The sequence below is a fragment of the Xenorhabdus bakwenae genome (genome assembly GCF_030272115.1).
Classification (GTDB): Bacteria; Pseudomonadota; Gammaproteobacteria; order Enterobacterales; family Enterobacteriaceae; genus Xenorhabdus; species Xenorhabdus bakwenae.
This window is the reverse complement of record NZ_CP119194.1, coordinates 3,632,379-3,655,164: the sequence shown is the minus strand read 5'-3', so window position 1 is coordinate 3,655,164 and position 22,786 is coordinate 3,632,379. Positions and strand designations below refer to the sequence as shown.

19 protein-coding genes and 3 pseudogenes are annotated in these 22,786 nt (G+C 46.2%); 15 read left to right on the top strand and 7 right to left on the bottom strand.

Annotated features, from left to right (window positions below):
- Positions 1 to 2 precede the first annotated feature (2 nt).
- Positions 3 to 1,220: an exonuclease subunit SbcD gene (gene sbcD / locus PXH59_RS18150; protein ID WP_285809501.1), complete on the bottom strand. Its 1,218-nt coding sequence runs from the start codon at positions 1,218 to 1,220 to the stop codon at positions 3 to 5.
- Between the two features lie 269 nt (positions 1,221 to 1,489).
- On the opposite strand from sbcD, the gene phoB reads away from it, so the two are divergent.
- The 3 genes and pseudogenes from phoB (at position 1,490) to brnQ (ending at position 5,221) form a co-directional block, all read left to right on the top strand.
- Complete coding sequence (gene phoB / locus PXH59_RS18145) at positions 1,490 to 2,179, top strand: phosphate regulon transcriptional regulator PhoB (protein WP_285809499.1); 690 nt, start codon at positions 1,490 to 1,492, stop codon at positions 2,177 to 2,179.
- 19 nt (positions 2,180 to 2,198) lie between these two features.
- Positions 2,199 to 3,525, top strand: a pseudogene (gene phoR / locus PXH59_RS18140) (phosphate regulon sensor histidine kinase PhoR).
- Positions 3,526 to 3,880: 355 nt separating this feature from the next.
- On the top strand, positions 3,881 to 5,221 hold the full coding sequence (gene brnQ, locus PXH59_RS18135) for a branched-chain amino acid transport system II carrier protein (protein ID WP_047766882.1): 1,341 nt from the start codon (positions 3,881 to 3,883) through the stop codon (positions 5,219 to 5,221).
- A gap of 100 nt (positions 5,222 to 5,321) precedes the next feature.
- Here brnQ and ggt read toward each other — a convergent pair whose 3' ends face one another.
- From ggt to PXH59_RS18120, 3 genes and pseudogenes are all read right to left on the bottom strand, one after another.
- Complete coding sequence (gene ggt, locus PXH59_RS18130) at positions 5,322 to 7,082, bottom strand: gamma-glutamyltransferase (RefSeq protein WP_285809496.1); 1,761 nt, start codon at positions 7,080 to 7,082, stop codon at positions 5,322 to 5,324.
- 236 nt (positions 7,083 to 7,318) lie between these two features.
- Complete coding sequence (locus PXH59_RS18125; RefSeq protein ID WP_285809495.1) at positions 7,319 to 7,921, bottom strand: peroxiredoxin C; 603 nt, start codon at positions 7,919 to 7,921, stop codon at positions 7,319 to 7,321.
- A gap of 182 nt (positions 7,922 to 8,103) precedes the next feature.
- Positions 8,104 to 8,692, bottom strand: a pseudogene (locus PXH59_RS18120) (acyl carrier protein phosphodiesterase).
- 104 nt (positions 8,693 to 8,796) lie between these two features.
- Here PXH59_RS18120 and queA point away from each other — a divergent pair.
- The 11 genes from queA (at position 8,797) to pgpA (ending at position 18,773) form a co-directional block, all read left to right on the top strand.
- Positions 8,797 to 9,870, top strand: coding sequence for a tRNA preQ1(34) S-adenosylmethionine ribosyltransferase-isomerase QueA (queA, locus tag PXH59_RS18115; protein ID WP_047766873.1), 1,074 nt, complete (start codon positions 8,797 to 8,799; stop codon positions 9,868 to 9,870).
- Between the two features lie 143 nt (positions 9,871 to 10,013).
- A complete protein-coding gene (gene tgt, locus PXH59_RS18110; RefSeq protein ID WP_047766871.1) occupies positions 10,014 to 11,138 on the top strand; it encodes a tRNA guanosine(34) transglycosylase Tgt in 1,125 nt (374 codons plus the stop codon).
- 123 nt (positions 11,139 to 11,261) lie between these two features.
- Positions 11,262 to 11,600: a preprotein translocase subunit YajC gene (gene yajC / locus PXH59_RS18105; RefSeq protein ID WP_047766868.1), complete on the top strand. Its 339-nt coding sequence runs from the start codon at positions 11,262 to 11,264 to the stop codon at positions 11,598 to 11,600.
- A gap of 28 nt (positions 11,601 to 11,628) precedes the next feature.
- Complete coding sequence (gene secD / locus PXH59_RS18100) at positions 11,629 to 13,476, top strand: protein translocase subunit SecD (protein WP_285809493.1); 1,848 nt, start codon at positions 11,629 to 11,631, stop codon at positions 13,474 to 13,476.
- Between the two features lie 10 nt (positions 13,477 to 13,486).
- Entirely contained in the window at positions 13,487 to 14,455 is a 969-nt protein-coding gene (gene secF / locus PXH59_RS18095) for a protein translocase subunit SecF (RefSeq protein WP_285809492.1), read from the top strand.
- Between the two features lie 122 nt (positions 14,456 to 14,577).
- Positions 14,578 to 15,027 carry a transcriptional regulator NrdR gene (gene nrdR, locus PXH59_RS18090; protein WP_047766864.1) on the top strand — a complete coding sequence of 150 codons (450 nt, stop codon included), beginning with the start codon at positions 14,578 to 14,580 and terminating at the stop codon, positions 15,025 to 15,027.
- 5 nt (positions 15,028 to 15,032) lie between these two features.
- The gene (gene ribD / locus PXH59_RS18085) at positions 15,033 to 16,139 is read left to right on the top strand and encodes a bifunctional diaminohydroxyphosphoribosylaminopyrimidine deaminase/5-amino-6-(5-phosphoribosylamino)uracil reductase RibD (RefSeq protein WP_285809490.1); all 1,107 of its coding nucleotides are present in this window, start codon (positions 15,033 to 15,035) and stop codon (positions 16,137 to 16,139) included.
- A gap of 86 nt (positions 16,140 to 16,225) precedes the next feature.
- Positions 16,226 to 16,696: a 6,7-dimethyl-8-ribityllumazine synthase gene (gene ribH / locus PXH59_RS18080; protein ID WP_047766862.1), complete on the top strand. Its 471-nt coding sequence runs from the start codon at positions 16,226 to 16,228 to the stop codon at positions 16,694 to 16,696.
- A 29-nt stretch (positions 16,697 to 16,725) separates the two neighbouring features.
- Positions 16,726 to 17,142: a transcription antitermination factor NusB gene (gene nusB / locus PXH59_RS18075; RefSeq protein ID WP_047766861.1), complete on the top strand. Its 417-nt coding sequence runs from the start codon at positions 16,726 to 16,728 to the stop codon at positions 17,140 to 17,142.
- A 100-nt stretch (positions 17,143 to 17,242) separates the two neighbouring features.
- Positions 17,243 to 18,289 (top strand): thiamine-phosphate kinase, encoded by a 1,047-nt coding sequence (thiL, locus tag PXH59_RS18070; protein ID WP_047766860.1) that lies wholly within the window; start codon positions 17,243 to 17,245, stop codon positions 18,287 to 18,289.
- Positions 18,282 to 18,773 carry a phosphatidylglycerophosphatase A gene (gene pgpA, locus PXH59_RS18065; RefSeq protein ID WP_047766859.1) on the top strand — a complete coding sequence of 164 codons (492 nt, stop codon included), beginning with the start codon at positions 18,282 to 18,284 and terminating at the stop codon, positions 18,771 to 18,773. Before thiL ends, pgpA begins: the two co-directional genes overlap by 8 nt.
- A 50-nt stretch (positions 18,774 to 18,823) precedes the next feature.
- Here pgpA and pcp read toward each other — a convergent pair whose 3' ends face one another.
- Genes pcp through PXH59_RS18050 form a run of 3 tightly spaced genes read right to left on the bottom strand, consistent with a single transcriptional unit; the run spans position 18,824 to position 21,251 of the window.
- Entirely contained in the window at positions 18,824 to 19,486 is a 663-nt protein-coding gene (gene pcp, locus PXH59_RS18060) for a pyroglutamyl-peptidase I (protein WP_285809488.1), read from the bottom strand.
- 20 nt (positions 19,487 to 19,506) lie between these two features.
- Positions 19,507 to 20,526 (bottom strand): DUF979 domain-containing protein, encoded by a 1,020-nt coding sequence (locus tag PXH59_RS18055; protein ID WP_285811822.1) that lies wholly within the window; start codon positions 20,524 to 20,526, stop codon positions 19,507 to 19,509.
- Positions 20,523 to 21,251: a DUF969 domain-containing protein gene (locus PXH59_RS18050; RefSeq protein WP_285809487.1), complete on the bottom strand. Its 729-nt coding sequence runs from the start codon at positions 21,249 to 21,251 to the stop codon at positions 20,523 to 20,525. Before PXH59_RS18050 ends, PXH59_RS18055 begins: the two co-directional genes overlap by 4 nt.
- Before the next feature lie 434 nt (positions 21,252 to 21,685).
- On the opposite strand from PXH59_RS18050, the pseudogene PXH59_RS18045 reads away from it, so the two are divergent.
- A pseudogene (locus tag PXH59_RS18045) lies at positions 21,686 to 22,722 on the top strand (IS110 family RNA-guided transposase).
- Positions 22,723 to 22,786: the final 64 nt, after the last annotated feature.

Below are 22,786 nucleotides of genomic sequence, written 5' to 3'. Positions count from 1 at the left end.
GGTTATTGCTGAGAAATATCATCCAGCGTCTGTTTAAATAGAGTGGTCAGGCGTTGTTTTTGGGCAAGATCATCGATTTCTGCCAGCGCTAAACGTCGCTCAAAGACTTCATCTACACTTAGCTCGGTAAGCGTTTCTTTATGTTGTTCTGACAGTGACCGTTGGCGAGCGCTTTTGCTGCGGCGTAGCAGGATAATCTCAACAGGCAACCCTTCACTTAGGGCCTGAATGCGTTTTTGGATGTCGTGCAGATAATCCTGGGTTGCGACTTCAATATCCAGCCAAACCGGGCGCTCTCCCTGATGTTCCTTGAAAACGTGTAATTGCTCTTCGATTTGTTTCAAATTACCACGAATAAGCTGCATAGGCTGATAATGTGGGATTGGTAACAGTGTGATGTTATCGAGTTTGCCTGATTTAAAGTCCACTAAGCAGACACTTTTTTCCTGTCCCACTTCATCAAAGCTGAGTGGAATAGGAGAACCGCTGTAGCGGATATGCGCTGATTTACCGATGACTTGCGGGCGGTGGATATGCCCTAGTGCAATATAGTCAGCAGGAGGGAATGACTGTGCGGGGAAGGCCTCTAATGTGCCGATGTAAATATCTCGAACGGAATCTGTAGTGGAAGCGCCCACCGTAGTGAGGTGACCCGTGGCGATAATCGGTAATGGCTGGCCGAGCTGTTCTCGTAATGCACAGGCTTGTTGGTAGAGCTTGTGATAATGCCCGGAGATGGCATCCTGTAGTGCCTGTTGCTTTTGTACGCCCGATTGCCCTGCCTGACTGGTCATAATATCCCGTGGCCGCAGATAGGGAATGGCACAGAGAATGGCCCCTGCATTGCCATCTCTGTTATTCAGAAGCTTTATTTGCTGTGTGATATCTTCAGTTTCAGCATTGGCAATCACAAGGGTATTCAGGTAAGAGAGGAGGGATTTTGATTCGTTAAGTGTGGCAACAGAATCGTGGTTTCCACCAAGAATGACAAGCTGGCAGCCTGTAGGCTGTAATGCCACAATGAATTTGTTATAAAGTTCACGTGCGTAGCTGGGGGGCGAACCAGTATCAAAAATATCGCCGGCAATAATTAGTGCATCAACTTGATATTGAATGGTTTTTTCAATCAGCCACTGCAAAAAATGCTTATGTTCAGCAGCGCGGCTTTTAGTAAAAAAATATTGGCCAAGATGCCAGTCAGATGTGTGAATAATTCGCATGATTTTCCCGCCCGTTACTTCCTTGCTTGTTGCAGGGGTTAATTATAATGGCAGTTTGAGGGATGTCCTGTGCAATTCGACATTCTTTACTGAATTTTCGAGCTACTTCGCATCCACAGTGAAATATGACAAAGTTGCAAAATTTTCTTTGGGAGCCAGTTTGTCTCTTGCTAATTGAGGAGTAAGAGGTTTCATCAAAGTGTCATAAAATTGACTCATAATGTTTTGTCGTGAACTCACTGACCTTAATGACATTAACGGAATTAACCATGGTTAAACGCATTTTGGTAGTTGAAGATGAAGTGCCGATTCGTGAAATGGTCTGTTTTGCTCTGGAACAAAACGGTTATCAGGCCATTGAAGCGGAAGATTACGATACGGCGCTAAGACGTTTGTCTGAGCCTTATCCTGATTTGGTATTATTGGACTGGATGCTGCCGGGAGGTTCGGGAATACAACTTATCCGGCAAATGAAACGGGATAATAACGTTAAGGCGATCCCTATTATTATGGTCACGGCTCGGGTGGAAGAAGAAGATAGGGTACATGGCTTAGATGTCGGTGCCGATGACTATATAACAAAGCCTTTTTCACCCAAGGAATTGATTGCCCGGGTTAAGGCTGTTTTGCGCCGCCTTTCACCTATAGAGTCGGAAGAGATTATTGATATGGATGGATTAGCGCTGGATCCGTCATCCCACCGCGTTTCCAGTCATGGACAAGATGTGGACATGGGACCAACTGAATTCAAACTTCTCCACTTTTTTATGACTCATCCTGAGCGTGTTTATAGTCGTGAGCAGCTACTCAACTATGTGTGGGGAACAAATGTTTATGTGGAAGATCGTACGGTTGATGTACATATTCGCCGCTTGCGTAGGGCGCTGGAGATAGGGGGTCACGCAAGGATGGTACAGACGGTGCGGGGGACGGGTTATCGCTTTTCTACCCGCTATTGATTGTTCGGAGTAAAGTCGCGTGCTTGAGCGTTTATCCTGGAAAAAGTTGGTATGGGGGCTTGTGCTTTTTTGCTTGCCCGCTGTCATTTTGTCTCTTTTCATCGGTCAGTTAGCATGGTTGCTGGTTATTGCACTATTTTTGGCTCTGATATGGCATGGCTATAATTTACTGAAATTATCCGATTGGTTATGGCTGGATCGCAATATGTTACCGCCCGCCGGTCGTGGCGGCTGGGAACCTATCTTTTATGGTATTTATCAGTTGCAGCAACGCAATCGCAAACGACGTCGTGAACTTGCATTACTCATCAAGCGCTTTCGCAGTGGGGCGGAATCGTTGCCGGATGCCATTGTGATAATGACCACGGAGGGCAATATTTTTTGGTGTAATCGTCTGGCTCAGCATTTACTTGGATTCCGCTGGCCTGAGGATAACGGTCAGCATATTTTCAACCTGCTTCGCTATCCTGATTTTAGCCGTTATATTACAGCGAATGATTTTTCCCACCCTCTGTCCATCGAATTGAATAATGGCAATATGATAGAGTTCCGCATTATGCCTTATTCTGAGAAGCAATTATTGATGGTCGCACGCGACATCACCCAAAAACGACAGTTGGAAAATGCCAGACGGGATTTTTTTTGCCAATGTAAGTCATGAACTCAAAACCCCTCTCACTGTACTGCAAGGTTATCTGGAAATGATGGAGGATCAGGCGTTCAACACTAACGTAAACCAGAAAGTCATCGGTACAATGCGGGAACAAATACGAAGAATGGATGGTTTGGTGCAACAACTGCTGCATCTTTCCAAAATTGAAGGGGGACCACAAGTGAACATGAATGAAGTCGTGGATGTTCCCAACATATTGAAAGTATTGCAACGAGAAGTATTACAACGAAAAGTATTGGCCTTGGGAAATGAGCAGCACGATATTGTGTTTGATATTGATGAAAGGCTGAAAGTGTTTGGTAATGAAGAGCAATTACGCAGTGCAATGTCCAACCTTGTTTATAACGCCATTACACATACCCCTCCGGGCACAAGGATTGAGGTGAGCTGGCGAGATGTTTCCCAAGGTGCACAGTTCAAAGTGGAAGACAATGGCGGTGGAATTAGTGCGGAACATTTACCACGTCTGACAGAACGTTTTTATCGCGTCGATCTGGCCCGCTCACGTCAAACTGGGGGGAATGGGTTAGGTTTATCGATAGTGAAACATGCATTGCATCACTATAATACTCATCTTGATATTGCGAGTACTTTAGGGAAAGGCTCAGTGTTTAGCTTTTTATTGGCATCTCGGCTTATTGCCTCTGCCAAAAACCGTTTTACGACAAAATGATTTATGCGTTAGCATGAACAAAAAATGTGCGCGAGCAGAAAATGAACAAATCATATAGTGTGTATTCAATGATAGATAACAATAATAACTGATTTTAAAAACCAGTTCAGTACATTATTCTGGTTTTTGGTTTTACACTTGCCTTTTAGCGCTATAAAAGTTTTACTTGGGGGCAGTTGTTGGCGATTCTAGCTGTTATTACTACTATCATTCTGTATCTTGCGATTATCAGTGAATATTATGTTGATCACTGACTGTTAAATCAGAATTCGGTCTCGCCAGTGAAAATTCAAGTACTTGCGATAGTTACTGTCGCAAATGCATCTCTTTTGGCAATAATACATTAGCAATCATTATGGCATACCGTTTATCATCTAAGGATATTTGGGCATTAGGTTTTATGACCTTTGCCTTGTTTGTTGGTGCGGGAAATATTATTTTTCCGCCTATGGTTGGCTTGCAGGCAGGAGAGAATGTTTGGATCTCAGCCGCTGGCTTTTTGCTAACTGCTGTTGGCATGCCGGTCATTACTGTCATTGCGTTGGCAAAAGTGGGTGGGGGCATTGAAGCACTCAGTGCACCGATTGGGAAAACGGCAGGTCTGATTCTGGCAACTGTTTGCTATTTAGCTGTCGGCCCCCTGTTTGCAACCCCCAGGACTGCAACGGTTTCTTTTGAAGTGGGTATGGCATCACTTACCGGAACAGGTGATCTTCCTCTATTTATCTATAGTGTGATCTATTTTGCACTCGTGGTGCTGATTTCATTGTATCCGGGCAAACTACTGGATAGTGTTGGCCATATATTGGCCCCAATCAAAATCGTGGCGTTAGCCATTTTAGGAATTGCGGCTGTGTTGTGGCCGGCAGGTGGCCCTGTTCCTGCTATTGAAACTTATCGGGAAACTCCGTTCTCAAATGGCTTTGTCAATGGCTATTTGACCATGGACACACTGGCTGCAATGGTATTCGGGATTGTTATTGTTAACGCTGTTCGTTCCAGAGGGGTTGCGGCTTCTTCCCTGTTGACGCGCTATGCTATGTGGGCTGGCGTGATTGCCGGTCTTGGCTTGACGCTGGTATACCTCTCTTTGTTCAAACTTGGGGAAGGCAGTGGCACATTAGTGCCTACCGCAGATAATGGGGCTGCGATTTTGCACGCCTATGTCCAAAGCATTTTTGGTAACTATGGCAGTTTCTTCCTCGCGGTACTGATTTTCGTTGCTTGTATGGTGACTGCTGTTGGCTTGACGTGTGCTTGTTCTGAATTTTTCAGCCGTTATTTGCCATTATCCTACCGTACTCTGGTACTGATTTTAGGCACATTCTCCATGTTGGTTTCTAACATGGGCTTAAGTCACTTGATTAAGTTCTCACTTCCCGTACTGACGGCCATTTATCCTCCCTGTATCGTGCTGATATTACTGAGCTTTACAACCCGTTGGTGGCATAACTGCACCCGTATTTTGGCTCCTGCCATGTCTGTCAGTTTGCTGTTTGGGGTTTTGGATGCCATAAAAGTTTCTGAGTACCTCACTCATTTACTGCCTGAGTGGGCGAAGCATCTGCCATTATCGGATCAAGGTTTGGCTTGGTTACTGCCTACTTTACTGACGATGGTTGTGTGCGCTATCTATGACCGCATTGTCGGCGGCGTAAAGCTCCCAAAGTATGAAGTGCAGCCTGAAGAGAAGTAGGAATGAAGTCTATTCATGATAAACATGGATAAGTGATGTTATAAGATGGTAAAGGTGCGCTGTTGAAATCAGCCCACCTTTTTCGTTTATTTATGCTGAATTAATAACCAATAGCGGCACCGGCAGGTCGCCGTGCATCGTTAGCACCGTAGATGTAACCTTCATGGACAATACCTGATACGGCTGAATCGTTACCTGATGATTCCGGGGCAACGCCGGCAGCACCCGGCAATCCAATCATAATTAACTCTGTTGCTCCCCACGGTGTCTGTTCCACCATTTTGTAACCCATTTTTTCCAGTAAATTCAGGGTATCTTTCGACAGCCCACGTTGCTCATAATAGACCTCGTCTGGTAGCCATTGATGGTGGAACCGTGGGCTATCGACAGCTTCTTGTGGTGGCATGTTGAATTCGAGGATATTCAGGGCAGCTTGTAGCGTAATGGAGATAATGCGTGAGCCTCCCGGAGAACCCAAGACCAGGAAGATTTTATTATCTTTGGTCACGAGAGTTGGACTCATTGATGATAGTGGGCGCTTACCGGGGGCGATCGAGTTGGTTGCACCTTGTACTAACCCATACAGGTTTTTCTCACCGACTTTAGTTGTGAAGTCGTCCATTTCATCGTTGAGGAAGAAGCCGGTTCCTGGGGCAATCACGACAGCACCAAAACGTCCATTGATGGTGTAAGTGGTTGATACTGCGTTCCCTTCTTTATCTACCACGGAATAGTGGGTAGTCTCTGGTTTTTCATGGGGACCCATATCCGGTTGAACATTCACTGATGGGGTGGCTTTATTGGGTTGAATGTCTTTTCTGATTGATTCGGCGTAGCTTTTACTCAACAGTCGATCAAGCGGATTATTGATAAAGACTGGATCGCCCAGATAGGTATTTCTATCCATATAGGCGTGGCGCATGGCTTCTGTCAATGTGTGAATATAAGCAGCAGAGTTGAATCCCATGGATTTAAGATCGTAGCCTTCAATGACGTTTAATATCTCACATAACGTAACACCACCAGAGCTGGGCGGCGGAGAAGAGATGAATTTATAGCCTCGGTAACTACAGGTGACAGGAGCGGTTTCTGTAATGTGATAATTGGCGAAATCCGCTGCGGTAATAATTCCGCCTGATTTTTTTGACGCTTCTGCAACTAATTGGGGAATTTTGCCGTGATAAAAAGCATCAGGCCCGTGTTTGGCAATCATTTCCAGCGTGTTGGCTAAATCGGTTTGAATGAGCCGGTCCCCGGGTTCGAATGGCTTACCATTTTCACGCAGAAAAATACGGGCAGCTTCTGGATCTTGAGCAAAACGCTTAACTGTGGTGTCCAGAATATTGGTATCTCCACGGGTCAGAATATAGCCTTCGCGCGCCAGTTTGATGGCGGGTGCCATGACTTGTTCACGAGTTAATGTGCCATACTTTTTCAATGCCTCTTCAAATCCCATTACTGTACCCGGTACAGCAATTGATTTATAACCATACAGGCTGGCACTTTTGATAACGTTTCCATCTTTATCCTGATACATATCAGCGCTGGCTGCGGCAGGGGCTGTTTCACGGAAATTAATGAAAGTATCTTTTCCATTGGCAAGATGGATGGTCATAAATCCACCACCACCAATATTGCCACAGCAGGGATTAACCACTGCCTCGGCATATCCAACGGCAACCGCCGCATCAATGGCGTTCCCGCCCATTTTTAGAATATCTATGCCAGCTTGTGAAGCAAGGCGTTGTGAGCTGACAACCATGCCTTGTTTGGCTTCAACAGCAGGCTCAGTAGCAGCATAAAGTGGGGTGGAAATAAATAGGGATATAGTGATAAGTGTTATTTTCCATGCCTTGAACATGTGTTGATCTCCTGAGGATAAGCTTCTTGTTATTAGCCACTGTTAAGTCATTTGGGCGTTTATATTGCTTTTGTTACGACTTCGTAACTCACCTTATCTAAAGCTCAGGTTTTTTAAAAGATGATTTTTCGCGCGGAAGTCAGTGAAAAAAGAAATTTCAGATTAGAAAAACCAGCCGACTGAGCGGCTGGTTTGGCGCGTTTCATAACACAGTATGATGAACGCTTGGTGGGATATTACAGCTTGCCCGCGTTTTTGGTCAGGTATTTTGCTACGCCTTCCGGTGAAGCGCCCATACCTTCCTGGCCTTTCTCCCATTGTGCAGGGCAAACTTCGCCGTGCTCTTCATGGAATTGCAGAGCGTCAACCATACGCAGCATTTCATCAATGTTACGGCCCAGCGGCAGATCATTAACCACCTGATGGCGAACAACACCATTTTTGTCAATCAAGAAAGAACCACGCAGAGCAACGCCGGCTTCTGGGTGCTCAATGCCGTAAGCTTTCATGATGTCACGTTTGATGTCAGCAACCATTGGATATTTGACTTCGCCGATGCCACCTTCGTTGATTGAAGTTTTACGCCATGCGTTGTGAACGAATTCAGAGTCGAAGGATACACCAACAACTTCAACACCACGTTTCTGGAATTCTTCATAGCGATGATCGAAAGCAATCAGCTCAGAAGGACAAACGAAAGTAAAATCCATTGGCCAGAAGAAAATAACAGCAGCACGGCCATTCAGGTGTTTTTTCAGATTGAAGTTATTAACAATTTCACCGTTACCGAGAACTGCGGCAGCTGTAAAGTCAGGGGCTTGGCGGGTGACTAAAACCATAATTGACTCCTGTGATTTTAAAAGGTGTTATGTAAAAACGGGTTACAGCATAAGGAATTAGGTTATAGCAATAAAGAATAAAATACCAATCAATATAATAGTTTTTACCTATCAATAAACGGTTTTTAATTCCTTTTAGACTACATAAGATAAAACTATTTGTGAAAAGTTCAAGATAGTGGCTACTCAAACAGATGCTTATTTATTGCTAGTGACATCATTTCTGGATAGAACTGGCAAAATAATGCTTCAAAATCAAGGTAATGATTTTCAATATCCTGATACGATCCTGCCAATGCGGATAATTTTGGGCGCCTGCGTGCCATGCTCTGTAAGACATTGGCGATGCATGACATATCGGCATAACGGATGAATAAGTTTTGTGACCAGAGGTAGTTATTCAATTCCCGAAATTTTTCAGGGGTTGACGCGAGATGAGGTTCTATATTGTTGCGGGCAAGATTGACAAATTCGGGCAAGGAGTAATTTTTTTTCATATTTGTCCCAATGGCGAGAAAGAAAGTGATCCCAGATGATATCAAGGGTAATGGGGGCAACGCGCCGATATTCGGGGCGAAATAATTTGCGCGCTTCCAGGACAAGTGGATGCTTGTCCGTCAGACTGTCTACCCGACGGTGCATACGGATACCGGCTACAATATCAGAACAGAATGCGCCTTCTGGAGAGCCACGGACGAAATCTGCCATCAAATTCCCCAGTAAGGAACTTTCCGCTAATGCAGCTAAATGAAGGTGTGCGAGAAAATTCATAGCGAGAGTATACCGTAAATAGTCAAACCAGGTGCTTCTTTGTTGCACCCTTGCGCTTGCAGCACTAGACTAGTCCGCCTGTTTTTTTGAATGATACAGATAAAATGCGTGTCGCTGATTTTACATTTGAACTGCCAGAAGAGCTGATTGCTCACTATCCCCAGCCACAGCGAAGTGCCTGCCGCCTGCTTTCCCTTGATGGTGAAACAGGCAAGCTGGCACACGGTGTTTTTACTGATGTGCTGGAGAAGCTGGAAGCCGGAGATTTATTGGTTTTCAATAACACCCGCGTTATCCCTGCGCGCCTGTTTGGCCGCAAAGCGACGGGGGGAAAGTTGGAAGTTTTAGTCGAAAGGATGCTGGATAGTAAGCGAGTGCTTGCTCACGTTCGTGCTTCCAAAGCACCGAAAGAAGGTGCTGAACTTATCCTTGGTGAAGCGCAGAGCATTAAGGCAACGATGCTGGCGCGTCATGATACTTTGTTTGAAATCCGTTTTGATGATGAGCGTGATGTATTGACCATTTTGGATCAAATTGGTCATATGCCTCTGCCGCCTTATATCGCTCGTCCTGATGAAGATGCGGATCGTGAGTTGTACCAGACAGTCTATAGTGAACGCCCAGGCGCGGTGGCGGCACCAACTGCCGGATTGCATTTTGATGAACCCCTTTTGGCTGCCTTGCGTGCAAAAGGCATTGAGATGGCCTTTGTCACCTTGCACGTTGGTGCCGGTACTTTCCAGCCTGTGCGAGTGGAAACCATCGAAGATCATGTGATGCATGCCGAATATGCGGAAGTACCACAGGATGTCGTGGATGCGGTGCTGGCATGTAAAGCGCGTGGTAATCGGGTTATTGCTGTAGGGACAACATCGGTCCGTTCGCTGGAAAGTGCCGCAAGAGCTTGTCAGGATGGGATTATCGCGCCATTTTTTGATGATACCCAAATTTTTATCTATCCTGGATTTGAATATCAGGTTGTCGATGCCCTGATCACCAATTTCCATCTGCCAGAATCCACCCTTATCATGCTGGTTTCTGCGTTCGCCGGGTATAAGAATACCATGAATGCCTACAAAGAAGCGGTAGCAAAAGAATATCGCTTTTTTAGTTATGGCGATGCAATGTTTATTAATCGCAATAAAATGGCGGCAAAAGAACGGGTATTAAAAGAGTGAGTACCAGAAGAAACGGTGCTGAAATCAATTTAATGTTTTGTAATAAAAGAGTTTAAAATCAAAATATTCTTCATTTCAGCCCCGCTGATTTGAATGATATCTAAACATAGCATCAGACTGTTTTTCTGATGTCTGGAGGTTAAGTGAAATTTGAGTTACAAAAGACGGATGGAAATGCCCGTCGTGGTCGTTTGATTTTTGATCGTGGCGTGGTGGAAACACCGGCATTTATGCCAGTGGGAACTTATGGCACGGTAAAAGGTATGACACCAGAAGAGGTGAAAGAAACAGGAGCGCAAATCCTGTTGGGGAATACTTTCCACCTTTGGTTGCGTCCGGGACAGGAAATCATGAAATTGCATGGTGACCTGCATGATTTTATGCAGTGGCAAGGCCCCATTCTGACTGACTCTGGCGGTTTTCAGGTTTTCAGTCTCGGTGCCATGCGTAAAATCAAGGAAGAAGGCGTTCACTTCCGTAACCCAATTAATGGAACGCCTGTGTTCCTCAGCCCAGAAAAATCTATGGAAATCCAATATGACTTGGGTTCTGACATTGTCATGATTTTTGATGAATGTACGCCTTATCCTGCTGATTGGGATTATGCGAAGCGTTCCATGGAAATGTCATTGCGCTGGGCTGCCCGCAGTCGTCAACGTTTTGATGAGCTGGATAATAAAAATGCCTTGTTTGGTATTATTCAGGGGAGTGTTTACGAAGATTTGCGTGATATCTCCATAAAAGGGCTGGTGGAAATCGGCTTTGATGGCTACGCTGTAGGGGGACTGGCCGTCGGTGAGCCGAAAGAAGATATGCACCGTATTCTGGAATATGTTTGCCCTCAGATCCCACAGGATAAGCCTCGCTATTTGATGGGCGTCGGCAAGCCAGAGGATTTGGTTGAAGGCGTTCGTCGTGGTATCGATATGTTTGACTGTGTGATGCCAACTCGTAATGCCCGCAATGGTCACCTGTTTGTGACCGAAGGGGTTATCAAAATCCGCAATGCCAAACATAAAGAAGATACATCTCCCCTGGATGAGCATTGTGACTGCTATACTTGCCGCAATTATAGCCGGGCATACCTCCATCACCTTGATCGTTGTAACGAAATTCTTGGTGCAAGGCTGAATACGATACATAATTTAAGGTATTATCAGCGCTTGATGGCTGGAATTCGTCAGGCCATTGAAGAAGGCAAACTGGAACAGTTTGTTGAAGCGTTTTATCAGCAGATCGGTAAACCCGTTCCGCCGTTAAATATATAATTTATCGTGACTAATCAGTCTCAATATGTGTAGCATATTGGGCTGGTTTTTGATCGAGCCACTGTCGATTTTAATAGCAATGTTTTCGACAGTCACATTTTCGATAACAATGAGGGAAATTTGATGAGTTTTTTTATTTCTGAAGCTGCGGCAGCTGCTGGCGCACCAGTGCAAACTCAGGGAAGCCCATATTCTCTGATTATCATGCTGGTTGTTTTCGGTTTGATTTTCTATTTCATGATCCTGCGTCCACAACAAAAACGCACCAAAGAACATAAAAAACTGATGGATTCCATCTCCAAAGGGGATGAAGTGCTGACTTCTGGTGGTTTGGTGGGTCGTGTCTCTAAAGTGTCTGATACCGGCTATGTAGTTATTGCCTTGAATGACACCACAGAAATAACTGTCAAACGTGACTTCGTTGCTGCCATTTTGCCGAAAGGTACAATGAAGGCTATTTAATTTTCCGATTTTCCCGAAGGGAACTGCCGTGTTGAACCGTTATCCTTTGTGGAAGTATCTGATGCTGATCGCTGCGATCCTCATCGGTTTGCTTTATGCACTTCCCAACCTTTATGGTGAGGATCCGGCTGTACAAATTACTGGCGTGCGAGGCATCGCCGCCAGTGAAAAAACGCTGGACCAAGTCCGTAATGTTTTAGAAAAAGATCAAATCAAGAGCAAGTCCATTGCATTGGAAAATGGCGCAATTCTTGCTCGTTTCAATAACACTGATGTGCAGCTTCGTGCGCGTGAAGCGTTAGTTTCTGCACTAGGTGAACAATATGTTGTCGCATTGAACCTCGCGCCTGCAACACCTGTCTGGTTAAGGGCAGTCGGTGCTGAACCGATGAAACTGGGTCTTGACCTGCGTGGCGGTGTCCATTTCTTGATGGAAGTGGATATGGAAACCGCGCTGAGTAAATTGCAGGAACAGAATATTGATGGCCTGCGCTCTGAACTGCGTGATCAAGGCATCCCTTATTCGACTATCCGCAAAACGGATAATTATGGCGTCGAAGTTCGTTTCCGTGATAACGATGCACGTTCTAAAGCAGAAAGCTATCTTGAACCTCGTCACCGTGATTTGGTGTTCTCTAATGAAGCCAACAGCACGCTGAAAGTGGTGATGAGTGATGAACGTCTGCGTGAAGCTCGTTCTTATGCAGTACAGCAGAACATCACTATCTTGCGTAATCGTGTCAACCAATTGGGGGTTGCAGAACCTCTGGTTCAACGCCAAGGTGCAGACCGCATTGTGGTTGAACTGCCTGGTATTCAGGATACTGCCCGCGCGAAAGAAATCCTGGGGGCAACTGCAACTCTGGAATTCCGTCTGGTCAATACCAGTGTTGATCAAAATGTCGTGCAGTATGGCCGCATTCCGGCTGATTCAGAAGTGAAAGACACTCGTGATGGTAACCCGGTTGTACTGTATAAGCGCGTTATCCTGACGGGCGACCATATCACCGATTCGACCTCCAGTACTGATGAGAACGGTTATCCACAGGTGAATATTTCCCTGGATAGCGCGGGCGGCACAGCAATGTCTAATTTCACCAAAGATAATCTGCAAAAGCCAATGGCAACGCTGTTTGTGGAATATAAGGACAGTGGCAAGAAAGATGCCAATGGTCGTGCGGTTTTGGTTAAGCAAGAAGAAATTATCAACATTGCCACGATTCAGTCACGCTTAGGTAACAGTTTCCGCATTACCGGTATTAGCAATCCGGCAGAAGCTCGTCAGTTATCACTATTACTGCGGGCAGGGGCGTTGATTGCACCAATCCAGATTGTGGAAGAGCGTACGATTGGGCCAACTCTGGGCTTGCAGAATATTGAGCAGGGCCTTGAAGCGTGTTTGTGGGGCCTGATTGCTTCTGTCGTATTTATGGTGATTTACTACCGCAAGTTTGGTCTGATTGCGAGTTCTGCGTTGTTGGCTAACCTGGTGCTGATCGTGGGTATTATGTCCCTGCTGCCGGGGGCAACCCTGACCATGCCGGGGATTGCGGGTATCGTCTTGACGCTTGCCGTCGCCGTGGATGCGAACGTATTGATCAACGAACGTATCAAAGAAGAATTGCGCAATGGCCGTACGGTGCAGCAGGCAATTCACGAAGGCTATAAAGGGGCGTTCTCCAGTATCATCGATGCAAACCTGACTACGCTGATTACAGCTATTATTTTGTATGCAGTAGGTACTGGCTCTATTAAGGGCTTTGCGATCACCACCAGTATTGGTGTGGCGACTTCAATGTTCACTGCTATTGTGGGAACACGTGCAATCGTGAACTTGCTGTACGGTGGCAAGCGTATCAATAAGTTGTCAATTTAAGGAGCACGTTGTGGCACAGGATTATAGTGTTGAACAATTAAACTATGGGCGTAAAGTTATCGACTTTATGCGCTGGGACAACGTTGCCTTTGGGATTTCGTTCCTGCTGTTGATCGCTTCCATCATTATGATGGGGGCGCGTGGGTTTAACTGGGGGCTTGATTTTACCGGTGGTACGGTCATTGAGGTGAAGCTGAGTCAACCTGCGGATCTGGACAAGATGCGTGAGAGTCTGAGCCAGAATGGTTTTGCTGATCCACTGTTGCAAAATTTTGGTAGCAGCCGTGATGTGATAGTACGTATGCCACCGGTGGAGGGTAACGCAGGGCAAGAGCTTGGCAATAAGATTATCTCGGTGATTAACCTGGATATTGATAAAGATGCCAAAGTTAAACGTGTCGAATTCGTCGGCCCTAGTGTCGGGAACGAACTGGCACAAACCGGAGCGATGGCATTACTGGTTGCACTGATCTGTATCCTGATTTATGTCGGTTTCCGCTTTGAGTGGCGTCTGGCATTGGGGGCAGTTATTGCACTGGCGCATGACGTGATTATTACATTGGGTATTCTGTCGTTGTTCCACATCGAAATTGACCTGACTATTGTTGCATCGTTGATGTCCGTTATCGGCTACTCATTGAACGATAGCATCGTGGTGTCAGATCGTATCCGTGAGAACTTCCGTAAGATACGCCGTGGTACGTCGTATGAAATCACCAACATTTCCCTGACTCAGACCTTGAGCCGTACCATCATGACTTCTGCAACCACCTTGTTGGTTGTATTGATGCTGTACATTTTCGGGGGTGAAATGCTGAAAGGCTTCTCACTTGTCATGTTAATCGGTGTTTCTATCGGTACAATCTCTTCTATCTATGTTGCTTCTGCACTGGCTTTGAAATTGGGCATGAAGCGTGAGCATTTGATCCAGCAGAAAGTTGAGAAAGAAGGGGCAGATCAGCCCTCCATTCTTCCTTAATTATTTTGCATGATCGAGCACTGATATCGCTTAAACACCCTGTGAGTACTTACTGACAGGGTGTTTTTCGTCATCACTTCAAGGTACACTGTTATCCCTTCGGTTAACTGTCAGGAAACGATATGCATTGCCCATTTTGCGCAGCCGTTGATACTAAAGTTATTGATTCCCGTCTGGTAGGGGATGGCTCACAAGTGCGCCGTCGCCGTCAGTGCCTGGAATGTCATGAACGTTTCACTACATTTGAAGTTGCGGAACTGGTGATGCCGCGAGTGATTAAAAGTGATGACATTCGAGAGCCTTTCGACGAAGAAAAATTGCGTCGTGGAATGCAGAAAGCACTGGAAAAGCGCCCTGTCAGCTCTGATGATGTGGAAACCGCAATTAGTCACATTAAGTCACAGGTACGGGCAACAGGAGAGCGTGAAATTCCGTCCAAAATGATCGGAAACTTTGTCATGGATGCGCTGAAAAAACTGGATAAAGTGGGCTATATCCGTTTTGCCTCTGTTTATCGCAGCTTTGAAGATATTCGAGAATTCGGTGAAGAGATTGCCAGACTACAAGATTAAACGCTATGACACGTGATGAAATATATATGTCCAGAGCGCTAGAGCTAGCGTATCAGGGCCGTTTTACAACATCCCCAAATCCGAATGTAGGTTGCGTCATCGTTAAGGATGGGCAGATCATCGGGGAAGGTTTTCATGCCCGGGCGGGCGGGCCTCACGCAGAAGTTCATGCCTTGCGTATGGCCGGTGAAAAAGCGAAAGGCGCGACAGCTTACGTTACTCTTGAACCATGCAGCCATCATGGTAAAACCCCCCCTTGTGCTGATGCTTTAATTGCCGCAGGCTTAAGCCGTGTTGTGGTTGCTATGCAAGATCCCAACCCTCAGGTGGCTGGGCGTGGTTTGTATCAATTGCAGCAGGCCGGAATTGCCGTTGAACATGGTTTGATGATGGAACAGGCGGAATCCTTGAATAAGGGGTTTCTTAAACGTATGCGTACAGGGTTCCCGTACCTGCAATTGAAACTGGGCGCATCATTGGATGGCCGAACTGCGCTGGCATCGGGGGAAAGTCAGTGGATTACCTCACCGGAAGCCCGTCAGGATGTGCAGAAATTACGGGCGCAGTGCAGCGCCATTTTGAGTTCCAGCGCAACGGTATTGGCGGATGATCCTTCCCTGACTGTCCGCTGGAATGAACTGGATGCGGAAACACAAACGGTTTATCCGCAAGCATGGCTTCGCCAGCCCATCCGTATCATTATGGATAGCCAAAATCGTGTGACGCCACAGCATCAAGTTGTCCGGCAACCCGGGGAATGTTGGTTAGCACGTACTAAGCAAGATCAGCAAAAATGGCCTGATAATACCGAACAGATTTTATTGCCAGAACATGGTGTCGGTGCTGATTTAGTGTTGCTGATGATGCAACTTGGAAAGCGTCAGGTAAATTCTGTGTGGGCAGAATGCGGCCCTGCTTTGGCCGGGGCTTTATTATCGCTAGGATTGGTGGATGAATTGATCCTTTATATCGCACCGAAAATATTGGGAAATGGTGCCCGTGGCTTGTTCAATATCCCTGAATTGCAAAAATTATCGGATGCGCCTGAATTTTCTCTGTTTGATGTTCAACAGATTGGTCCTGATGTGCGTCTTCGCTTACGGCCGTGTTAAGTGTTTTGATTTTGGGATAGCCCTAAATCAAAAATAATGTGATAAGATCCGCGCCCCTGCGGATATGAATAAATATAAGGAAGGCTATGAACGTAATCAAAGGTGTTGTTGCAGCTCCTGAAGCCCGCATTGCTATTGCAGTTGCTCGCTTTAACAACTTCATTAATGACAGCCTGCTGGAAGGGGCCGTTGATGCGTTAGAACGCATCGGGCAGGTTTCTTCAGACAATATCACCGTAGTATGGGTGCCGGGGGCTTATGAACTGCCATTGGCGGTCAAGGTGCTGGCGGAGTCCCAGAAATATGATGCGGTTATCGCTTTGGGTACGGTTATCCGTGGCGGAACAGCCCATTTCGAATATGTTGCCGGCGAATGTAGTTCAGGTCTGTCCAGCGTGGCAATGTCCAGCAACATTCCTGTCACATTAGGTGTTCTGACAACAGAAAATATTGAACAGGCGATTGAACGCGCCGGGACTAAAGCGGGCAATAAAGGGGCGGAAGCCGCCTTGACCGCGTTGGAAATGATCAATGTAATCAAAGCCATTAAAGGCTGAATTTTTTAGTTTTAATTAAGGGGAATTTTGTGAAACCTGCTGCTCGTCGTCGTGCTCGTGAATGTGCTGTTCAGGCAATTTATTCGTGGCAATTATCCAAAAACAGCATTGCTGATGTTGAATTGCAGTTTTTGTCAGAGCAGGATGTAACCGGTGTTGATGTCACCTATTTTCGTGAATTGCTGTCCGGGGTAGCAGTCAATGCTACAAAATTGGATGCCTTGATGGCGCCTTATCTTTCCCGCCAGCTCGAAGAGTTAGGTCAGGTAGAAAAAGCCATCTTGCGCGTTGCGATGTTTGAACTAAGCTTTCGTGATGATGTTCCCTACAAAGTGGCTATTAATGAAGGCATTGAACTGGCAAAAACATTTGGTGCTGAAGATAGTCATAAATTCGTGAATGGGGTTTTGGATAAAGCTGGCCCAGCAGCACGTAAGAAAAAGTGATTGCTTGCCAGGAGTTCCCCATTATAACTCGATGATTTTACACATGAGGCCGGATTTCCGGCCTCATGTACTCATCGTTGGTCACTTTTGGAATTCTATTATGGCATGTGGTGAATTTGACCTCATTGCACGTTATTTCAATCGCCCTCTCAGCCGCCGACGTGATGTAAGCCTAGGGATTGGTGATGATTGTGCACTGATGACTGTCGCAGATAAGCAGGAATTAGCGGTAACAACGGATACGTTGGTCGCAGGTGTCCATTTCCTTCCTGATATTTCACCGGAAGATTTGGCTTATAAGGCACTGGCTGTCAACATCAGTGATTTGGCTGCCGTTGGGGCAGATCCTGCTTGGGCATCGTTGGCGTTAACGTTGCCTGACGTCAATGAGGATTGGTTAAAACGATTTAGTGATAGCCTGTTTGAACAATTGAACTATTACGGTATGCAATTGATTGGTGGCGATACGACAAAAGGTCCCATGAGTTTGACCTTAACCGTACATGGATTGGTGCCGGTTGGCAGGGCGTTGCGTCGTGCTGGTGCGAAGAACGGTGATTGGATTTATGTCACCGGAACTCTGGGTGACAGCGCCGCAGGGCTTGCCTTGTTGCAAGAGCATCTGACCGTAGAAGATCCTGCGATCCACAATTGGTTGGTTAAGCGCCATCTCCGTCCACAACCACGTGTTTTACAAGGGCAGGCTCTGCGTGATCTTGCTTCTGCCGCAATTGATCTGTCCGATGGACTGATTTCTGATCTCAATCATATTCTGACAGCTAGCCAATGTGGTGCGCGTATTAATCTGGAGGCGCTGCCTTATTCAGAAGCGACGCAGCAATATGTTCCTGCGGAACAGGCGTTGAAATGGGCACTGAGTGGTGGGGAAGATTATGAGTTGTGCTTTACTGTACCTGAGCTTAACCGTGGTGCGTTAAATATGGCATTGGCCCATTCGGGGGCAAGTTTCTGTTGTATTGGGCAAATCAGGCCAGAATCAGAAGGCATCCGCTATTTTAACAATAACGAAGAAATTGAGTTGGATCTGAACGGCTTTGACCACTTTAAAACGGATAAAAAACGGATAGTACCTTGTCCAGCTGCACACAAGGAAGAAAACGATCAAACGGAGGGAACGCATGGATGACGCAAAACGCCACTTAAAAATGAGTAATCCGTGGCACTTATTGGCTACGGGATTCGGTAGTGGCTTATCGCCGATTATCCCGGGCACAATGGGTTCAGTGGCGGCGATCCCTTTCTGGTTGCTGCTGGCGCAGCTACCGACATGGGGAATTTGGTTGGTTATTGTGTTGGGCACTGTCATTGGTTGTGTGATTTGCCAGAAAGCGGCCGATGCCATGAAAGTGGAAGATCCCGGTTGTGTCGTTTGGGATGAATTCATCGGAATGTGGATCACACTGATGGCGATCCCTGTGCTCAATTGGCAATGGGTTTTGGTTGGCTTTGTGGTATTCCGCATTTTTGATATGTGGAAACCGTGGCCGATTCGCTGGTTTGACCGTTATGTGAAAGGGGGTATTGGCATCATGCTGGATGACATTATCGCAGCAATCTTTGCGGTTATAGTCATCTGGTTACTGAATTTCTACCAACTGTTACCTTTCTAAGTTAAATAGCCACTGGAATTCAGGTGGCTATTATTTTTCAGGATGTTTTTTCAGCTTGTTGTTCCGCCAGAAATGGTAATGTCTTTTTCATGCTTCAATGTTGACTCAATAGCGATTTTCAAGGCTGTTGTCATCATCTCTACAGCCATACTTGGCGCACCAGAATGCTTTATTGCCTGCTCAGGTAAATAAGGAACATGGATAAAACCACCACGCACAGCAGGAGTACGTTGGTTTAAATAATGCAGCAAACCGTACATAACATGATTGCAAACGAAGGTTCCCGCAGTTTGGGATAGTGTTGCAGGAATTCCTGCATTATTTAATTCACTGACTATCGCCTTGATGGGTAGGGTAGAAAAATAAGCTGTAGGGCTGTCGACAATGACAGGGGTATCAATGGGTTGTTGGCCTGCATTATCAGGAATACGGGCATCGTTAACATTGATTGCGACACGTTCTACGCTGATATTTGATCTGTTTCCAGCTTCCCCGACTGAAATCACTACTTCTGGTTTAACGTGTTCAATTGCCGCATAAAGCTGTTCCAGAGAAGTATCGAAAACGCAAGGCAGTTGGCGAACTTCAATATTTGCACCCGCGATTTGACATCCCTGCAATAGCCTAACAGCTTCCCATGATGGATTGACGGTTTCACCAGAGAAAGGCTCAAAAGCAGTGACGAGAATGGTTTTTGTGGCGATAGCTTTCATGACGGTTCCTTGTTGTTGTTTTATAAGAAGAGTAGAAAATAGAGCAGGAATACATTGGTAAGTAATAAGACACATCCTGTGGGGATTTGTGCCTTGATGACCGCATTGCGGTCAGGCAACTCTAACAGGGCAGCAGGGACGAGATTAAAATTTGCCGCCATGGGGGTCATCAACGTACCGCAATAGCCGGAGAACATACCAATGGCAGCCATAACGGCAGGATTGCCACCGTGCTGTAAGACCAAAATGGGAATGCCAATACCGGCAGTTACGATGGGAAAAGCCGCGAAAGCATTACCCATAACCATGGTCAGCAGAGCCATACCCAATACGTAAGCTGCCACGGCGATAAAGCGATTATCGACAGCGATATAACTTTCGGTCAGGTGGGCAATCACCGTGCCGATACCGGCAGTCGTAAACAGCAATCCGAGCGTAGCCAGAAGTTGTGGCAGGATGAATACGCAACCAATGGAGTCCAGCAGGCGGCGAGTCTCCTGTATTGGCTGTGTTATGGCATCACGGCTTATGCGTAATGCCATAATTAATCCTATCAGACAGCCGAGAGTAATTGAAAAGAGAGTCACCAGAGTTGCATGATTTCCCTCACCAAAGACGGCTTGTTGTAAGCCTGGAATGTGGTTAAACATCAATACGCCAATCATTGTGACAACGGGGATCAGCAAGACGGGAAAAAATAGTTGATTGCCAAGACGCTCAGCGCCTTCCCGCCGTTGTTCTGGGGTGCGTTGATGATAATTTCCCAGCTGAACTCCACCAAACCCTGCCAATAGTGCCATAAGAACGACCAGCACACCGATACTAATATGGGCAATTCTTTGGGCATGGGCTTCATCGCTAATCCAGATAGCTATTATATGATGACTCCATTTCCCCATCAGGAAGATCAAACCGTAAAGTGCCCAGAATAGACCGGTCGTTAAACGGCGAGGGTTAGCAATATCCCGCCATGACATGATAGCAACAGCCAGCAAGAGCACTCCAGCCAGCACGTAGAGATACTGTAATTGAAACATTATTTCTCCTCCTGGCTGTGCAATTTGGTGTGATTCAAAGCATTCAATTCGTTGGCAATACGGTTATCAAGGCGATATAACCGAACTGAATGGATGAGAAAAGCACAAATGGCGGTAGGGATCCCCCAAAGGGCGATATGCAGTGGTTCGGTGTGAATGCCCCCTGATTCCAGCATGAAATTGTGCATAAAGATAATAGCCCCGAAGGCGACAAAAATATCCTCCCCAAAGAACAGCCCGGTATTATCCGTTGCTGCAGACATCGCGCGAATGCGATGACGAACTGAATCCGGCAATTCTCCATATTGATTTTCAGCCGCCCCTTCTGCCATAGGCGCTAACAGGGGACGAACCATTTGCGGATGCCCGCCTAAACTGGTTAAACCTAATGCGGCAGAGATTTCTCGTATAAACAGATAGACAATCAATAGACGCCCGGTTGTCGCCATTTTGATATGAGCAATGGATTTCTGGGCCTGTTCTTTTAAACCGTGTCTTTCCAATAGGCCAATGATGACTAAAGGAAGCAAGATGGTCAGTGTCAAATTTAGGGTATTAACAAACCCGGAACCTAGCTTCTCCAAAATATCAGCTATCGGCATGTGAGCAGCCAATCCCGTGACAAGGCCAGCAATGGTGACGACCAGAACCGGATTAAATCTGATGACAAAACCGATGATGATGACGGCGATCCCGATTAGGGGCCAAAAGTTGATGGTTTGCTGCATATTTTATTTCCCATGAATAAATGTATTGTTGTTTTATTGTGGGTTTAGGTTGTGTTTATTGTTAATGAGTTGCTTGCATCTTGTTGAACAATAAATAAACTTCGATTAACAAATAAGCAAATGAAATTCGCAATGGATTGTAAAAGTGGAATGCAGATCACTTCTTGGATGAAAAAGCGTTTATTGGATGAGAAGGTCACATATTCAATTTGTTGTTTCTCATGTGTACTCCTCACTTTTTCAGGAAATAAGATGACAACGGTAGAGGTGAAATGACGAGCAACTGCGTTGGTTATGGTATGCTTGGGAGCCTTGGCTGAATCGGTTATTCTAAGTCATCGGAAATAATGGGATGGACGCCCCATTTAAGCGGCATCAGTGTGCCAAAATGGAAGTGTATTCAACACAGCCAATTAATAACGGGAGCGTCCACCATGAAGATTACAACCGTGGGTATCGATCTGGCAAAAAATGTTTTTCAGGTCCACGGCGTCGATGCACAGGGTAAAACGGTACTCAAAAAACCGCTACCGCGCACGAAAATGCTGACGTTTTTCGTCAACCTGCCACCTTGCCTGATTGGTCTGGATGCCTGTGGTGGGGCACATTATTGGGCACGTAAGCTGCAAGGTTTTGGTCACGAAGTAAAATTAATCGTGCCACAGTTTGTTAAACCCTATGTCAAAACCAATAAAAACGATGCCGCCGATGCGGAAGCGATATGTGAAGCAGTGACACGACCGAATATGCGCTTTGTCCCAATAAAAACAGAAGAACAGCAAAGCATTCTGTCGGTACATCGCGCACGAGAGGGATTTGTCAAAGCCCGTACAGCGCAGTCCAATGCCATTCGTGGTTTACTGGGCAAGTTTGGGATCGTTATCACTCAGGGAATAAAGCAGATTGCAGTACGACTGCCCGAGATTCTGGAGGACGCCAGTCATTGCCTGCCAGAGACCTTCAGGCAACTGCTCCAGCGGTTGGGTGAACACCTGAAAGAGCTTGATCGTCAGGTTGCGGAACTGGAACAGGAAATTCAACGCTGGCATCGTGGCAATGCAGACAGCCGGAGATTATCGGCAATACCGGGTATCGGCCCGATAACGGCAAGCACGCTGGTCGCATCGATAGGGGATGCTAGACACTTCGCCAATGGTCGCCAGTTGGCGGCATGGCTGGGTCTGGTTCCCCGACAACATTCGAGTGGGGGAAGCCAACCTTACAAGGGATCAGCAAACGGGGTGACAATTATTTGCGAACCCTGTTGATTCATGGCGCAAGGGCAGCAGTACGGTACGTAAAAGAGAAAACCGGTCGAACAGAAAACGGGCTGAATAGTCTGTTGTCGAGGCGTAATACGAATATTGCTGTAGTGGCGCTGGCAAATAAAAATGCCAGGATTGTCAGGGCATTGCTGGTCTATGACCGGGAGTTTGAGGCGAATTATGGGAACCTGGAAACCGGTAACTAAAATCATCAAGTGCAAATAAGGGAGTCCATATAAAAGTAGGTTCTAAAGATTGCACAGGCAATCG

Excerpts from the sequence above, each read along its gene's own strand:
- ribD (WP_285809490.1), top strand. The coding sequence starts at position 15,033 with ATGACACGTGATGAAATATATATGTCCAGAGCGCTAGAGCTAGCGTAT.
- thiL (WP_047766860.1), top strand. The coding sequence starts at position 17,243 with ATGGCATGTGGTGAATTTGACCTCATTGCACGTTATTTCAATCGCCCT.
- PXH59_RS18125 (WP_285809495.1), bottom strand. The coding sequence starts at position 7,921 with ATGGTTTTAGTCACCCGCCAAGCCCCTGACTTTACAGCTGCCGCAGTT.
- yajC (WP_047766868.1), top strand. The coding sequence starts at position 11,262 with ATGAGTTTTTTTATTTCTGAAGCTGCGGCAGCTGCTGGCGCACCAGTG.
- queA (WP_047766873.1), top strand. The coding sequence starts at position 8,797 with ATGCGTGTCGCTGATTTTACATTTGAACTGCCAGAAGAGCTGATTGCT.
- pcp (WP_285809488.1), bottom strand. The coding sequence starts at position 19,486 with ATGAAAGCTATCGCCACAAAAACCATTCTCGTCACTGCTTTTGAGCCT.
- PXH59_RS18050 (WP_285809487.1), bottom strand. The coding sequence starts at position 21,251 with ATGCAGCAAACCATCAACTTTTGGCCCCTAATCGGGATCGCCGTCATC.
- ggt (WP_285809496.1), bottom strand. The coding sequence starts at position 7,082 with ATGTTCAAGGCATGGAAAATAACACTTATCACTATATCCCTATTTATT.
- brnQ (WP_047766882.1), top strand. The coding sequence starts at position 3,881 with ATGGCATACCGTTTATCATCTAAGGATATTTGGGCATTAGGTTTTATG.
- phoB (WP_285809499.1), top strand. The coding sequence starts at position 1,490 with ATGGTTAAACGCATTTTGGTAGTTGAAGATGAAGTGCCGATTCGTGAA.
- sbcD (WP_285809501.1), bottom strand. The coding sequence starts at position 1,220 with ATGCGAATTATTCACACATCTGACTGGCATCTTGGCCAATATTTTTTT.
- ribH (WP_047766862.1), top strand. The coding sequence starts at position 16,226 with ATGAACGTAATCAAAGGTGTTGTTGCAGCTCCTGAAGCCCGCATTGCT.
- nrdR (WP_047766864.1), top strand. The coding sequence starts at position 14,578 with ATGCATTGCCCATTTTGCGCAGCCGTTGATACTAAAGTTATTGATTCC.
- pgpA (WP_047766859.1), top strand. The coding sequence starts at position 18,282 with ATGGATGACGCAAAACGCCACTTAAAAATGAGTAATCCGTGGCACTTA.